The sequence below is a fragment of the Pseudomonas sp. NCHU5216 genome (genome assembly GCF_052156495.1).
GTDB lineage: Bacteria > Pseudomonadota > Gammaproteobacteria > Pseudomonadales > Pseudomonadaceae > Aquipseudomonas.
On sequence record NZ_JBQLIX010000033.1, the window covers coordinates 18723 to 32356 of the forward strand.

The window sequence follows — 13634 nt, forward strand, 5'->3', positions numbered from 1 at the left end:
CCCGTCGTTCGCCAGGGCTCGTAACCGCTTGTGTAAAGCAGCCCTGACAGCGCCACTCGAGCATAGGCTTGAGGGCAAGCGGCGACCCCTCTCGTCGCCAGGCGGGTATCCGCAGTACAGGGTTTGGCGCCCTGTCGGCAAAGCCCGTAGAGTGTTCACCCTGTTGTCATGAGGATCCCATCCATGAGCCGACTGGCCTCCATCAAGCTCTCCACCCTCGACCTGGCGCCGATTCGTGATGACGGCGACGCCGCTCAGGCCCTGAACAATTCCCTGGCCCTGGCCCGTCATGTGGAAAGCCTGGGCTTCGAGCGCTTCTGGGTCGCCGAGCACCACAACATGGACGGCATCGCCAGCTCCGCCACCGCCGTGCTGATCGGTTATCTGGCCGCCGGCACCTCGCGCATTCGCCTGGGCGCCGGTGGGGTGATGCTGCCCAACCACGCGCCGCTGGTGATCGCCGAGCAATTCGGCACCCTCGCCACCCTCTACCCCGGCCGCATCGACCTGGGCCTGGGCCGTGCGCCCGGCGCCGACCAGTACACCGCCCATGCCCTGCGCCGCAGCCGCGACGGCAGCGCCGAGGACTTCCCCAACGACGTCGAGGAACTGCAGGCCTATCTCGGCCCGCGCCAGGAGGGCCAGCGGGTCATCGCCATGCCCGGCAGCGGCACCGAAGTGCCGATCTGGCTGCTCGGCTCCAGCCTGTTCAGCGCCCAGCTCGCCGGCATGAAAGGCCTGCCCTATGCCTTCGCCTCGCACTTCGCGCCGCGCTACCTGCACGAGGCGATCCGCGTCTACCGCAACCACTTCCGCCCCTCGGCGGTGCTGGACAAGCCCTACGTGATGCTCGGCGTGCCATTGCTGGCAGCGGACAGCGACGAGCAGGCGCAGCACCTGGCTACCTCGGCCTTCCAGCGCATCCTCGCGCTGATCCGTGGCCAGAGCCTGGTGCAGCGCAAGCCGGTAGCGAGCATGGAAGGCCTGTGGCTGCCACACGAGCGCCAGGCCGTCAGCGAGTTCCTCGGCCTGGCCGCCATCGGTGGGCCACAGACCGTGCGCAACCGTCTGGAACAGTTGCTGGAGCAGACCGAAGCGGACGAGCTGATCTTCACCTGTGACATGTACGACTTCGCCGATCGCCTGCATGCCTTCGATATCCTCGCCGAGCTGCAGCGCGGCTGACAGGTTGCTGAAGTCGAACTTGTGCGCCACACAGGCCTCTGAATGCACGAGGGCCGCCAGCCAGGCGGCTCGCCATCAAGCAATGGGAGAACGCGCATGAAGAAGACAGCATCGGCCCACTGGCAAGGCGGCATCAAGGACGGCAAGGGCACCATCAGCACCCAGAGCGGCGCCCTCAAGGACAACCCCTACGGCTTCAACACCCGCTTCGAGAACGAGCCCGGCACCAACCCCGAGGAGCTGATCGGCGCGGCCCATGCCGGCTGTTTTTCCATGGCTCTGTCCAAGGAGCTGGGTGATGCCGGCATGACTGCCGAGAGCATCGACACCAAGGCCGAAGTGACCCTGGACAAGGTGGAAGGCGGCTTCGAGATCAGCGCCGTGCACCTGTCGCTGCGGGCGAAGATTCCCGGCGCCGACCGCACCGCCTTCGAGAAAGCCGTGGAAACGGCCAAGACCGGCTGCCCGGTCTCCAAAGTGCTCAACGCCAAGATCACCCTGGAAGCGGTACTCGATAACTGAATCGATGGCCGCGGCGCATGACTCAGAGCGCCGTGCCGCAGCGCTCCACCTCACCCCGCGCCAACACCTGGCGCTGCTCGTCATAGAGCCAGGCCTGCGCCTTCATCAGCAGCGGCCTGGCCTCGATGCGGTAGCGTTGGCCGGGGGCGAAATCTGCATAACGCAGGGTGATCTCGCAGGTCATGCGCAGCGGCTCGCTCTGCATGCCCAGCGAGCCACCGCCGCGCACCTCGAACTGAAAGCGGGTCTGCAACTCATGCTCGCCGGGCGTTACCTGAAAGTAACGCCCATCCGGCCAGCGTTGGCCATCCAGGCGGTCGGCCATCAGCAGTGTATCGGCGGAGGAGTAAAGCTCGACCCAAGCCTGCTGCGGGTCGGGCTTGGGCAGTGGCGAAGCACAGGCCCCGAGCATCAGCAGGGCGGGCGCGAGAAGCAGGGCACGCATGGTGGCCTCCAATCGATGAGTGACTCGACGCCAGCCTACACCCCTGAAGGCCAGCCTGTATCTGGGCGAAACGTCGCCATAGGGCATCTCTAAAAACGTAGGCGAGGCAGTCAGCGCAAGACAAAAGCAGGCGAAAAAGCGCAGTTTACGCATTGTAAATGAGCATTTTGACTGGGCTCGCACGCGAGCCTGTTTTTAACGCCGCGATGGCAACGTAGGTAGTTTTTAGAGGTGCCCTATTCAGGTAGCGTGACGCCATGCCCACTATCCTTCCTATCGACTGGCTGCGCCGCCTCGGCGTTCCCCTGCTCGCCCTGCTGCTAACGGGTTGCTCGACCCTGGATTACTACGCCCACCTGGGCCAGGGCCAATGGCAACTGCTACAGGCACGTGAGCCGGTCGAACGCCTGCTCGCCGACCCGGCCACTGCCCCCACGCTGGCCCGGCGCCTGCGCCTGTCACAAACCGCACGAGACTTTGCCAGCAGCCATCTGCACCTGCCGGACAACCGCAGCTATCGCCTATACGCCGACCTGCACCGCCCCTTCGTGGTGTGGAACGTCTTCGCCACCCCGGAGTTCTCCCTCGACCCCGAGCTGCACTGCTTCCCCATCGCCGGCTGCGTCGCCTATCGCGGCTACTACCAGCAGGGCCGTGCCCGAGGCGCCGCCGCGCTGCTGCGCCAGGAGGGGCTGGACACCTACATCGGTGGCGTGGAGGCCTACTCCACCCTGGGCTGGTTCGACGACCCGCTGCTCAGCACCATGCTGCGCTGGAACGACGAACGCCTGGTGGCGGTAATCTTCCACGAGCTGGCCCACCAGCAGTACTACCTGCCAGGCGATACCGCCTTCAACGAATCCTTCGCCACCTTCGTCGAGCGCGAAGGCCTGCGCCAGTGGCACGCAGCCCGTGGCGAAACGCCGCCGCCCAGCGACGACCGCCAGCGTCAGCAGTTCGTCGACCTGGTGCTGGCCAGCCGCGAACGCCTGCGCCAGCTCTATGCCAGCGATCTGCCAGAGGCAGCCATGCGCCTGGCCAAGCAGGCCGAATTCGCCCGTCTGCGCCGTGATTATCGCGCCTTGCGCCAGCGTGAATGGGGTGGCCAGGGCCGCTTCGATGCCTGGATTGACAGCCCGCTGAACAACGCCAAGCTGCTGCCCTTCGGCCTCTACGACCAGTGGGTGCCGGCCTTCGCCGCCCTGTTCGCCCGTGCAGGGCAGGACTGGCCAGCCTTCTATGCCGCCGTCGCCGCACTGGGCCAGTTGCCTGCAGCCGAACGCCAGGCGCAGCTACAAGCTCTGCTGCAAGAACGCCAGAACTGAGCGGCCATTTGCCAGTCCAACCTACTCAGGTTTCGCCCAACACCGGAGGTACAAGCGATGCAACGACTGATTCCCGCTCTGGCCCTGATGCTGCTCGCCGGCAGCGCCCTGGCCGCGACCAAGCCCTGCGAAGAACTCAAGCAGGAAATCGAAGTGAAGATCCAGGCCAACAACGTGCCCAGCTACACCCTGGAAATCGTCGCCAACGACGAGGTCAAGGATCAGAGCATGGTGGTCGGTAGCTGCGACGGCGGCAGCAAGAAGATCATCTACCAGCGCAACGACTGACACCCAACGCCTGTAGGAGCGAGCTCTGCTCGCGAAACATGTCGAGCAGACAAAATGCTTCGCGAGCAGAGCTCGCTCCTACACAGCCTTCAGCCGATCAACGCCCGGTGCAGTTCTGCCAGCGTCTCGACGTGATAGGCCGGTGCCTCCCCAAGCAGCTCTTCACGGCTGCCGAAGCCATAACCCACCGCCACCGCCTGCAAACCGTTGCTGCGCGCCCCGATCAGGTCGTGCTTGCGATCACCGATCATCAGAGCCGATTCCGGCGCCAGCTTCTCCGACGCCAACAGGTGCGCCAGCAGTTCCACCTTGTTGGTGCGCGTGCCATCCAGCTCGCTGCCATAGATACGGGTGAAGTAACGGCCGAAGCCGAAGTGCCGAGCGATCTCCTCGGCGAATACCGTCGGCTTGCTGGTGGCGATGTACAGCGTGCGCCCCTGCGCCACCAAGGCCTCCAGCAATGCCTCGACACCCTCGAATACCCGGTTCTCGTACAGCCCCGTCACCCCGAAACGCTCACGGTAGTGATTGACCGCCTGCCAGCCGGTGGCCTCGTCCAGCGCATAGGTACTCATGAAACACTGCAGCAAGGGTGGGCCGATGAAGTGCTCCAGCGCGGTGATATCCGGCTCGTCGATGCCCAGCTTGGCCAAGGCGTACTGCACCGAACGGGTAATGCCCTCGCGCGGGTCGGTGAGCGTGCCGTCGAGATCGAAAAGGAGAGTGGAGTGCTGCATGGCGGGCGCCTATTCGTAACCGGAACGGCTGCGCAGGATACCCGCCTTCATCACCAGCTTCACGCTCAAGCGGCCTGCGCCCGATAGCCCCAGCGCAACCCCAGGCAAGTGAACGGCCAGAGTAGCGCCAGTTGCAGCAAGGCGAGCAGCAGCATCAGCACCAACCCTCCCGCTACGCCAAACACGAACGACGTCAGCACCATGAGCACACTCAGAAGCACAGCGCTGCCGAGCCACAATGCAAAGGTGATCAGGCAGGCCAACGCCAGCCGCCCACCTCTGAAGCCGCGCACCTGCGCAGGCAGTGCCGAGCGCGCCGCGAAGAACGACACGACCAGGCACAACCCGGCATTGAGCAACAGCGCCAGCATTTGCCAACCGTCGCTCACGCTACTCGGAGCCACAGCCTTCACAAGGCGAAGCGAGAGGCCATGAAGCTGCAGGCTGACCACCACCACGCCCAGGGCGAAACACCAGGCCAGAGCCGTCGCCGACACCCGCAAGGTGTCTTCCGTCGGCCTGGCCTTGTGGCGGAACAGATGCAGCACCAGCCACAGCGTCAGCAGCGTCTCGACGGCGAAACGCAGCAAGCCGATCAGCCACCACAGGCAATCATTGAGCAGGCGGCCAATGCCGTTATAACCGGTTTTCTCGTACAGCCAGATGGACAGAAAACTCAGCGCGTAGCCCAAGCCCCAGGAAACCAGCAACCAGACCAAACCGTAAGCCAGCATCAGCCACCCAGGCTGCGGGTAGTCCGCCAGGCCGTTGCGTTCCAGATAGACCAAGATAACCCAGTAAGCGGCCAGCGCCGACAGCAGCAGATACCCCGCCCAGGCCGACACCGACTGACGCAACAAACTGGCGTAGTCGACCTCATCGATCCTGCCCCAGGTAATCAATGTGATGACAATGCCGATCACCCCGACCGCCAAGGCAACCCAAGCCAACCTGCGCGGCAATGCCGGCCACTCGCTCAGGCTGGGACTCACGGCCGCAGCCGGCAAAGAATCGAAGGGATTGGCTTGGCTCATGCAGCACTCCTTGTCGGGGTTTGGATCCATCGAGAACGCGAGAGTACCGACCCTCCCCGCAGTGCAATAGTTCGAGATGGCAGAACTGTGCGGTACGGCCCGTCGATTGGAGACAGATGCAAAGCGTATCCATACCCTTTTTTCTACGGCTGACGCCTCACCTTTAAAAATCAATGACTTGCAAGACATTCAGAAAAAAGGGGTATCCACCACCGAATCCCGCCATCCCTTGAGCGGCGCGGATTTGCCGGCTATCGTGCCTACTTCACTGCCGTGTAGGCAGCTTAGAAATCGCATGTCGGCCTGGCTACGCAGCACCGTGACTTCACTGCCGTGTAGGCAGCTTAGAAATGTAACTCATTGGCAGCCGCTCCCTCCTCCCCCTTCACTGCCGTGTAGGCAGCTTAGAAATGATAGGCGCCAGGCGCCAGGTTCTCGAATCGCTTCACTGCCGTGTAGGCAGCTTAGAAAAAACGCGGTACCGAGCTGGAAACCCGCGTCACCTTCACTGCCGTGTAGGCAGCTTAGAAATGGTTCAGCTCGGCGCGCACGTCGGCCAGTCGCTTCACTGCCGTGTAGGCAGCTTAGAAAAACATCGGCTTCACCTACCTGACTGGCGGCTCCTTCACTGCCGTGTAGGCAGCTTAGAAAGTGCCGGCCTCGAATCCCTCGCCTGGCACCACCTTCACTGCCGTGTAGGCAGCTTAGAAAAGCCACAGGGCCTGAGTGGGGCAGTGCCTCGGCTTCACTGCCGTGTAGGCAGCTTAGAAAATGTAGCGATCACGCATCCTGAGCTGCTCAAGCTTCACTGCCGTGTAGGCAGCTTAGAAATGGTGGTGTGAAGATCACCGGCAATACGGACACTTCACTGCCGTGTAGGCAGCTTAGAAACATCGCCCACGGCGCGATGAAAACCAAGACGGCTTCACTGCCGTGTAGGCAGCTTAGAAATCGACGACAGACGCGCCCAGGAAGCGAATCACCTTCACTGCCTTGTAGGCAGCTTAGAAAAAACCAAGTGGCAGCAAGCCGCTACCGCTGATCTTCACTGCCGTGTAGGCAGCTTAGAAAACTCAGGGTTTTGCAGACGAGCAGGGGTTTTGCCTTCACTGCCGTGTAGGCAGCTTAGAAATTGTGGGTTTGTGCCCATGATGAGTTTCGGGTCTTCACTGCCGTGTAGGCAGCTTAGAAAAGTACGGCTGCCAACTGTCGAGCGAGAGCGTCCTTCACTGCCGTGTAGGCAGCTTAGAAACTCAAGGACGGCAAGCTCACGCTGGATTACGACTTCACTGCCGTGTAGGCAGCTTAGAAATGGGGTCGAACGGGGCGGGTGTTGAGCCTGGTCTTCACTGCCGTGTAGGCAGCTTAGAAATTGTTCTTCATCGCGGCGTCGATTCGCTTTGTCTTCACTGCCGTGTAGGCAGCTTAGAAATGGTCGATCGACAAAGTGACCGCCAGCGGATCCTTCACTGCCGTGTAGGCAGCTTAGAAAAGGAACACGACGCCATCGCCTCGGTGAAGGCCCTTCACTGCCGTGTAGGCAGCTTAGAAAACGTCGACCGCGGGCGACCCGTCATCATGCCGCTTCACTGCCGTGTAGGCAGCTTAGAAAACCTTGTCGCCCAGCTCGCGATACTTTTGCCACTTCACTGCCGTGTAGGCAGCTTAGAAAAGGTGCCGCCGCAGCCGCGCGGCAGGGGCTTGCTTCACTGCCGTGTAGGCAGCTTAGAAAAGTGCACGCGGTACTGGTCGGCATCGGTCACGCTTCACTGCCGTGTAGGCAGCTTAGAAAGCCCCAACCGTCAAGGCTGAGCAGGTGCAGTGCTTCACTGCCGTGTAGGTAGCTTAGAAACGGAGGCGGTCGCAAGCCGAAGCCGACCGCGCACTTCACTGCCGTGTAGGCAGCTTAGAAAGCGAGCGGAGCAAAAGCGCGGCCCTGTGCCTCTTCACTGCCGAACAGGCAGCTTAGAAACTGCCTCCCGACGCCTCGCGGGCGAGAGCGGTCTTCACTGCCGAATAGGCAGCTCAGAAAAGGCCATGGTGCGACCGGTGTCCCGCTTCACTCTGCCGCTCATGAATGGGCCATGAGATCGTCAACGAAGCCGCCCCTGCACTTGGCACCTTCTGGCAAAAGCGCTTAACTGCCAGCATTGCCTCAGGAGCCTTTCATGGACGACATCAGCCCCTCCGACCTCAAGACCATCCTCCATTCCAAGCGCGCCAACCTGTACTATCTGCAGCACTGTCGGGTGCTGGTCAACGGCGGGCGGGTGGAGTACGTCACCGATGCCGGCAAGCAGTCGCTGTACTGGAACATTCCCATCGCCAACACCACTACCATCCTGCTCGGCACTGGCACCTCGATCACCCAGGCGGCGATGCGCGAGCTGGCCAAGGCCGGTGTGCTGGTGGGCTTCTGTGGCGGGGGCGGCACACCGCTGTTTTCCGCCAACGAGATGGACGTGGAAGTCGCCTGGTTCTCACCACAGAGCGAATACCGCCCCACAGAATATCTGCAGAAATGGGTAGGGTTCTGGTTCGATGACGGCAAACGTCTGGAGGCAGCCAAGGCCTTCCAAATGGCGCGCCTGCAACGCATCCGCCAGGGATGGCTTAGCAGCCGCGCCCTGAAAGATGCCGGTTTCCAGGTCGATGCTGCCGCCCTGGAGCACGCACTCGATGCCTCGCAGCAAGCCATCCTGGCCGCCCCGGACAACACCTTTCTGCTGACCGAAGAAGCCCGCCTGAGCAAGCAACTGTTCGCCCTCGCCGCCCGCGCCGTCAGCTATGGCGACTTCACCCGCGCCAAGAAGGGCAGTGGCAGCGACCCGGCCAACCGCTTTCTCGACCACGGCAACTACCTGGCCTACGGCCTGGCCGCCAGCGCCACCTGGGTGCTGGGCATCCCCCATGGCCTGGCCGTGCTGCATGGCAAGACGCGCCGTGGCGGCCTGGTGTTCGACGTGGCCGATCTGGTGAAAGACGCCACCATCCTGCCCCAGGCCTTCGTCAGTGCCGTGTGCGGCGACGAGGAACAGGAGTTCCGCCAGGCCTGTATCGAAAGCCTTACCCGCAGCGAATCGCTGGACTTCATGATCGACACCCTCAAGGCCGTGGCCGAGCAGGTCGGCGCATGAACGTGCTGTTGATCGCCCAGTGCGACAAACGCGCCCTGGTGGAGAGCCGGCGCATCCTCGACCAGTTCGCCGAACGCCGGGGCGAACGCACCTGGCAGACGCCGATCACCCAGGCCGGGCTGGACACCCTGCGCAAGCTGCTGAAGAAGAGCGCCCGGCGCAACACCGCCGTGGCCTGCCACTGGATACGCGGCAAGGATCACAGCGAGCTGCTGTGGATAGTCGGCGACGCCAGCCGTTTCAACGCCCAGGGCGCGGTGCCGACCAACAGTACCCGCCGCGACGTGCTGCGCAAGGACGACGAGAACGACTGGCACAGCGCCGAGGCCATCAAGCTGCTGGCGCAGATGGCGGCGCTGTTCCACGACGTCGGCAAGGCCAACGCCGCCTTCCAGGCCAAGCTGCGTGGCAAGGGATCACTGGCCGATGCCTACCGACATGAGTGGGTGTCGCTGCGCCTGTTCGAGGCCTTCGTCGGCAGCGGCGCCAGCGATGCCGACTGGCTGCAGCGGTTGATAGACGGCGATGCCGACTGGTTCGCCCGCCTGCGCGCCGACCATCCACAGCCACAGCCCAGCCCGTTCATGCAACGGCACCTGCCACCGCTGGCGCAGGTGATCGGCTGGCTGATCGTCAGCCATCACCGTCTGCCCAGCGGCAAGCTGCCAGCAGCGGGCCTGAAACTGTTGCCGGCGCCGATAAAACCCGACTGGTGTGGCGCACGCCCCGATGCCAGCCCAGCGGAAAAAGCCGCCTGTTGGCAATTCCCGCCCGGCCATCTGCCGTTCGCCAGCGCCGCCTGGAACAAAGGTGTCGCCGCCTGCGCCCAGGCCATGCTGGAGCGCCCCGGCCTGCTGCAGAACGCGCCGCAGTGGCTGAGCGATCCCTACCTCATGCACCTGTCGCGCCTGGTGCTGATGCTTGCCGACCACCACTATTCGAGCCTGCCGAGCAATGCCCGCCTGGGGGATGCCGCCTTTCCCGCCCACGCCAACACGGACAGCAACGGCGCGCTGAAACAACGCCTCGACGAACACCTGCTCGGCGTCGCTCAGGGCGCCCGGCGCATCGTCGGCCTGCTGCCGCGCCTGGAGCGCAGCCTGCCGCGCATCGCCCGGCACAAGGGCTTCAAACGCCGCGCCACGGACGAGCGCTTTCGCTGGCAGGACAAGGCCTTCGACCTGGCCTGCAGCCTGCGCGAAACCTCCATGCGCCAGGGCTTCTTCGGCATCAACCTGGCGTCCACCGGCTGCGGCAAGACCCTGGCCAACGGCCGCATCCTCTATGCCCTGGCCGACCCGCAGCGCGGCGCGCGCTTTTCCATCGCCCTCGGCCTGCGCACCCTGACCTTGCAGACTGGCGAAGCCTACCGGGAAAAACTTGGCCTGGATGAAGACGACCTGGCCGTGAGAGTCGGCGGCACGGCAGTACGCGAGCTGTTCGAGCTGGGCGCCCGCGAACAGCGCGCCGCCGCCCGAGGCAGCGAATCGGCAGCCAGCCTGCTGGACAATGGCCACGTGCACTACGAAGCCAACCTGCAGGACGGCCCGCTCAAGGACTGGCTGCAACGCGACCCGCAGGCACACAAATTGGTCAGCGCGCCCGTGCTGGCCTGCACCGTCGACCACCTGATCCCCGCCTGCGAAAGCACCCGTGGCGGACGGCAAATCGCGCCGATGCTGCGCCTGCTCACCTCCGACCTGGTGCTGGACGAACCGGACGACTTCGACCTGGCCGACCTGCCAGCGCTGACGCGCCTGGTGCACTGGGCCGGGCTGCTCGGTAGCCGCGTACTGCTCTCCTCGGCCACCTTGCCGCCAGCGCTGTTGCGCGCCCTGTTCGAGGCCTACAGCGCCGGGCGCGCGGCCTATCGCCAGCACCGAGGCGAGCCCGGCACCTCGGCGGACATCTGCTGCGCCTGGTTCGACGAGTTCACCTGCAACGCCTCGCAGCACGCCGACGGCGAAGGTTTCACCATTCAGCACAGCACCTTTATCAACAAGCGCCTGGCCGCCCTGAGCACACAACCCGTGCGCCGCCGCGCGCGCATCGTCCCGCTCAGTGCCAGCAGCAAACAACGCCCAGTCATTTGCGCCGAGCTGGCGCAGCAATTACCGAGCTGGATGAGCGAACTGCACCAGCGTCACCACAGCACGGCCAGTGACGGCCGACGCGTCAGCTTCGGCCTGCTGCGCCTGGCCAATATCGACCCGCTGATCGAGCTGGCCCAAGCCCTGCACGCCCAGGGCGCCCCCGAGGGCGTGCGCTTGCACCTTTGCGTCTACCACGCGCGCTTCCCATTGCTGCTGCGCTCGGCCATCGAACGCCAGTTGGATGCGCTGCTGCGCCGCCATGATCCGCAGGCCGTGTTCGACCAACCCACGGTACGCGACGCCCTGGCCCGTTACCCGGAGGCCGATCATTTGTTCGTCGTGCTCGCCTCGCCGGTGGCCGAGGTGGGCCGCGATCACGACTACGACTGGGCCATTGTCGAACCCTCGTCCATGCGCTCGATCATTCAGCTCGCCGGGCGCATTCGCCGTCATCGCCCCGGCGCCTGCGAGGGCGACAACCTCTACCTGCTGTCGCATAACCTCAAGGCCCTGCAAGGCGAAGCACAGGCCTTTACCCGCCCCGGCTTCGAGAGCGAGCGCCTGCGCCTGGCCAGCCACGACCTGCGTGAACTGCTGCCCGCCGCAGCGCTCGCCATCGACGCTGCGCCGCGCATCGTAGAGGCCAGCCCCTTGCAGCCGAAAACCCGCCTGGTGGACTTGGAGCACGCTCGCCTGCGCGCCGAACTGCTCGGGGAAGGCGCCAGCAATACCGAACTGAGTGCAGCGTTCTGGTGGCAAACGCCGGCCCCGCTCAGCGGCGTGATGCAAAACGCGCAACGCTTTCGCAAAGGTCGCCCACAACTCGATTACGCCCTGCTGCCGAACAGCGACGACGAGCCGCCCTATGTCTTGCACCGCGACGAGGAAGACGGCACCTGGCGCCCGCTGGGTAATCTGCTCGAAGCATTGCCGCTGGACTACGGCCCACGCATCCACCGCTGGGGCCACCTCGGCTACGAGGCCGAGCTGATAGCGATGGCCGAGCAGCAAGGCCTGAGCCTGCGTGTTTGCGCCATGCGCTACGGATACCTCAGCCTCGACTGCCAGCACAACGACAGCGGCACCCTGACCGACCTCCCCTGGCGCTGGCACGAGGCACTGGGCTTCACCCGTGCACGTTAATCCTCATGATCGTGAAGATTGGCGCTCGCCATGTCGTGAGGAGCCAAATAATCCTCACGAATGTGGGGATTTACTTGCTCAACCGGGTATTACATGCCAGATTCCTCACAATCGTGAGGATTCAATATGCAAACCACACTCAAGAACGCCGCCGAACTGGGCGAGTTGATACGCCGGACGCGCAAAGCACAGAACATCCGCCAGGATGACGCCGCCGGCAGTATCGGCGTCAGCGAGAACTTCCTCGGCAAGGTCGAGCGCGGTAGCGAGAGCGTGCAGTGGGGCAAGCTGTTCCAGGTGCTCGACGGACTGGGCCTACGACTGATCGTCGATTTGCCGGATGAGGTGCAAGCACGCTCCGATGAGCCTGACGCATGAAACGCGAACTGCTGGCCTGGATCGATGATCGCCTGGTCGGGCATCTGTATGACGACAATGGCGTGTGGAGTTTCCGCTATGCCGACAACTGGGCCGCTTTCGACCTTTGCCCGAACCTGCCACGGGCACAGGGCAGCATCGTAGACGGCAGCAGCCAGCGCCCCGTGCAGTGGTACTTCGACAATCTGCTGCCCGAAGAAGGCCAGCGCCAGTTGCTGGCTGCCGATGCTCGCCTGGAAGCCAGCGACGCCTTCGCCTTGCTGGCGTACTACGGCGCCGAGTCGGCCGGCTCATTGACCCTGCTGCCGCCGGGCGAGGCACTGCCGAGCGGCGCACTGCGCCCTCTGACGGACGAAGCATTGGCCAGACGCATCGCCGCCATGCCGCGTCTGCCTCTGACCCACGAAGCCCACAAGCGCATGTCCCTGGCTGGCGCCCAGCACAAGCTGGCCGTGGTGCTCAAAGGCGGCGAGCTGTATGAACCGGTCGGCGCCGCACCCTCGACGCATATTCTCAAGCCGGATCACCCCGAGCGCGCCTTCGCCCATTCGGTGATCAACGAGTGGTTCTGCATGCGCCTGGCCGCCCGCGTCGGTGTGGCCGTGCCCAACGTCAGCCGTCATTACGTACCCCAGCCGGTCTATCTGATCGAGCGCTTCGACCGCCAGTCACAGGGCGACACCTGGCAACGCCTGCACAGCATCGACGCCTGCCAGATGCTCGGCCTGGATCGTCATTTCAAGTACCAGGCCGGCAGCATCGAGCGCCTGGTTCAGCTACTGGGGCTGACCACAGCTCCCGCCGTTACCCGTACACGTCTGTTCAACTGGCTGCTGTTCAATGTGCTGATCGGCAACACCGACGCCCACCTGAAGAACATCAGCTTTCTGGTCGGCCCGCGCGGTCAACAGTTGTCGCCGTTCTATGACCTGCTGAGCACCGCCGTCTACGAAACCCGCGCCTTCGATCAGGATCGCTGGCCCCATGCGACCACCCTGGCCTGGCCGCTCCTCGACGAATCGCACCTGGCACGTATCGACCGCCAGCATCTGCTCGATGCCGCCGAAGCGCTGGGTCTGAAACGCTCCCCGGCCAACGCGCAGTTGCAGCGTATGCAGACACGCATCGTCGCGTACGCCGATGAAATGCTGGCACAGACAGAACAGGAAAACGCCGAGCTTGCAGCCCAACGCCCGGAGCTGCGCGCCACCTTTGCAGGGGAAATGCGTTGCCTGCGAGCGATTCGGGCACTGGTGGCAGAGCAGGCCGCTCGGCTGCAATAGACAACGTGTAAAAGAAACGCTGTTTTCTTTACACGTCACGCCCAACGCATAAAGAAAACGGCGA

At 63.9% G+C, this 13634-nt stretch carries 11 protein-coding genes and 1 CRISPR repeat array; of the genes, 8 read left to right on the plus strand and 3 right to left on the minus strand.

Annotated features, from left to right (window positions below):
- The first annotated feature begins 183 nt into the window (after positions 1 to 183).
- Positions 184 to 1185 carry an LLM class flavin-dependent oxidoreductase gene (locus tag ACSVIK_RS19735; RefSeq protein ID WP_442445916.1) on the plus strand — a complete coding sequence of 334 codons (1002 nt, stop codon included), beginning with the start codon at positions 184 to 186 and terminating at the stop codon, positions 1183 to 1185.
- A 96-nt stretch (positions 1186 to 1281) separates the two neighbouring features.
- The gene (locus ACSVIK_RS19740) at positions 1282 to 1707 is read left to right on the plus strand and encodes an OsmC family protein (RefSeq protein ID WP_442445917.1); all 426 of its coding nucleotides are present in this window, start codon (positions 1282 to 1284) and stop codon (positions 1705 to 1707) included.
- A gap of 22 nt (positions 1708 to 1729) precedes the next feature.
- Here ACSVIK_RS19740 and ACSVIK_RS19745 read toward each other — a convergent pair whose 3' ends face one another.
- Positions 1730 to 2152 carry a PA0061/PA0062 family lipoprotein gene (locus ACSVIK_RS19745; protein ID WP_442445918.1) on the minus strand — a complete coding sequence of 141 codons (423 nt, stop codon included), beginning with the start codon at positions 2150 to 2152 and terminating at the stop codon, positions 1730 to 1732.
- A gap of 257 nt (positions 2153 to 2409) precedes the next feature.
- On the opposite strand from ACSVIK_RS19745, the gene ACSVIK_RS19750 reads away from it, so the two are divergent.
- On the plus strand, positions 2410 to 3477 hold the full coding sequence (locus ACSVIK_RS19750; protein WP_442445919.1) for an aminopeptidase: 1068 nt from the start codon (positions 2410 to 2412) through the stop codon (positions 3475 to 3477).
- 57 nt (positions 3478 to 3534) lie between these two features.
- On the plus strand, positions 3535 to 3765 hold the full coding sequence (locus tag ACSVIK_RS19755; protein ID WP_442445920.1) for a DUF1161 domain-containing protein: 231 nt from the start codon (positions 3535 to 3537) through the stop codon (positions 3763 to 3765).
- Between the two features lie 89 nt (positions 3766 to 3854).
- Here ACSVIK_RS19755 and ACSVIK_RS19760 read toward each other — a convergent pair whose 3' ends face one another.
- Entirely contained in the window at positions 3855 to 4502 is a 648-nt protein-coding gene (locus ACSVIK_RS19760; protein ID WP_442445921.1) for an HAD family hydrolase, read from the minus strand.
- Positions 4503 to 4567: 65 nt separating this feature from the next.
- Positions 4568 to 5536: a hypothetical protein gene (locus ACSVIK_RS19765; protein ID WP_442445922.1), complete on the minus strand. Its 969-nt coding sequence runs from the start codon at positions 5534 to 5536 to the stop codon at positions 4568 to 4570.
- Between the two features lie 263 nt (positions 5537 to 5799).
- Positions 5800 to 7568: a CRISPR direct-repeat array (repeat unit 28 nt; unit sequence CTTCACTGCCGTGTAGGCAGCTTAGAAA).
- Between the two features lie 136 nt (positions 7569 to 7704).
- Here ACSVIK_RS19765 and cas1f point away from each other — a divergent pair.
- The 4 genes from cas1f to ACSVIK_RS19785 all read left to right on the plus strand — a co-directional run bounded on the left by cas1f (position 7705) and on the right by ACSVIK_RS19785 (position 13570).
- Complete coding sequence (cas1f, locus tag ACSVIK_RS19770; RefSeq protein WP_442445923.1) at positions 7705 to 8673, plus strand: type I-F CRISPR-associated endonuclease Cas1f; 969 nt, start codon at positions 7705 to 7707, stop codon at positions 8671 to 8673.
- Positions 8670 to 11909, plus strand: coding sequence for a type I-F CRISPR-associated helicase Cas3f (gene cas3f, locus ACSVIK_RS19775; RefSeq protein ID WP_442445924.1), 3240 nt, complete (start codon positions 8670 to 8672; stop codon positions 11907 to 11909). Before cas1f ends, cas3f begins: the two co-directional genes overlap by 4 nt.
- Before the next feature lie 126 nt (positions 11910 to 12035).
- Positions 12036 to 12287 carry a helix-turn-helix domain-containing protein gene (locus tag ACSVIK_RS19780; protein ID WP_442445925.1) on the plus strand — a complete coding sequence of 84 codons (252 nt, stop codon included), beginning with the start codon at positions 12036 to 12038 and terminating at the stop codon, positions 12285 to 12287.
- Positions 12284 to 13570 carry a HipA domain-containing protein gene (locus ACSVIK_RS19785; RefSeq protein WP_442445926.1) on the plus strand — a complete coding sequence of 429 codons (1287 nt, stop codon included), beginning with the start codon at positions 12284 to 12286 and terminating at the stop codon, positions 13568 to 13570. Before ACSVIK_RS19780 ends, ACSVIK_RS19785 begins: the two co-directional genes overlap by 4 nt.
- Positions 13571 to 13634: the final 64 nt, after the last annotated feature.

What these genes read in the sequence shown, in the direction of transcription:
- ACSVIK_RS19780 (WP_442445925.1), top strand. Translation starts at nt 12,036, where the DNA reads ATGCAAACCACACTCAAGAACGCCGCCGAACTGGGCGAGTTGATACGC.
- ACSVIK_RS19765 (WP_442445922.1), bottom strand. Translation starts at nt 5,536, where the DNA reads ATGAGCCAAGCCAATCCCTTCGATTCTTTGCCGGCTGCGGCCGTGAGT.
- ACSVIK_RS19785 (WP_442445926.1), top strand. Translation starts at nt 12,284, where the DNA reads ATGAAACGCGAACTGCTGGCCTGGATCGATGATCGCCTGGTCGGGCAT.
- ACSVIK_RS19750 (WP_442445919.1), top strand. Translation starts at nt 2,410, where the DNA reads ATGCCCACTATCCTTCCTATCGACTGGCTGCGCCGCCTCGGCGTTCCC.
- cas3f (WP_442445924.1), top strand. Translation starts at nt 8,670, where the DNA reads ATGAACGTGCTGTTGATCGCCCAGTGCGACAAACGCGCCCTGGTGGAG.
- ACSVIK_RS19755 (WP_442445920.1), top strand. Translation starts at nt 3,535, where the DNA reads ATGCAACGACTGATTCCCGCTCTGGCCCTGATGCTGCTCGCCGGCAGC.
- ACSVIK_RS19745 (WP_442445918.1), bottom strand. Translation starts at nt 2,152, where the DNA reads ATGCGTGCCCTGCTTCTCGCGCCCGCCCTGCTGATGCTCGGGGCCTGT.
- cas1f (WP_442445923.1), top strand. Translation starts at nt 7,705, where the DNA reads ATGGACGACATCAGCCCCTCCGACCTCAAGACCATCCTCCATTCCAAG.
- ACSVIK_RS19760 (WP_442445921.1), bottom strand. Translation starts at nt 4,502, where the DNA reads ATGCAGCACTCCACTCTCCTTTTCGATCTCGACGGCACGCTCACCGAC.
- ACSVIK_RS19740 (WP_442445917.1), top strand. Translation starts at nt 1,282, where the DNA reads ATGAAGAAGACAGCATCGGCCCACTGGCAAGGCGGCATCAAGGACGGC.
- ACSVIK_RS19735 (WP_442445916.1), top strand. Translation starts at nt 184, where the DNA reads ATGAGCCGACTGGCCTCCATCAAGCTCTCCACCCTCGACCTGGCGCCG.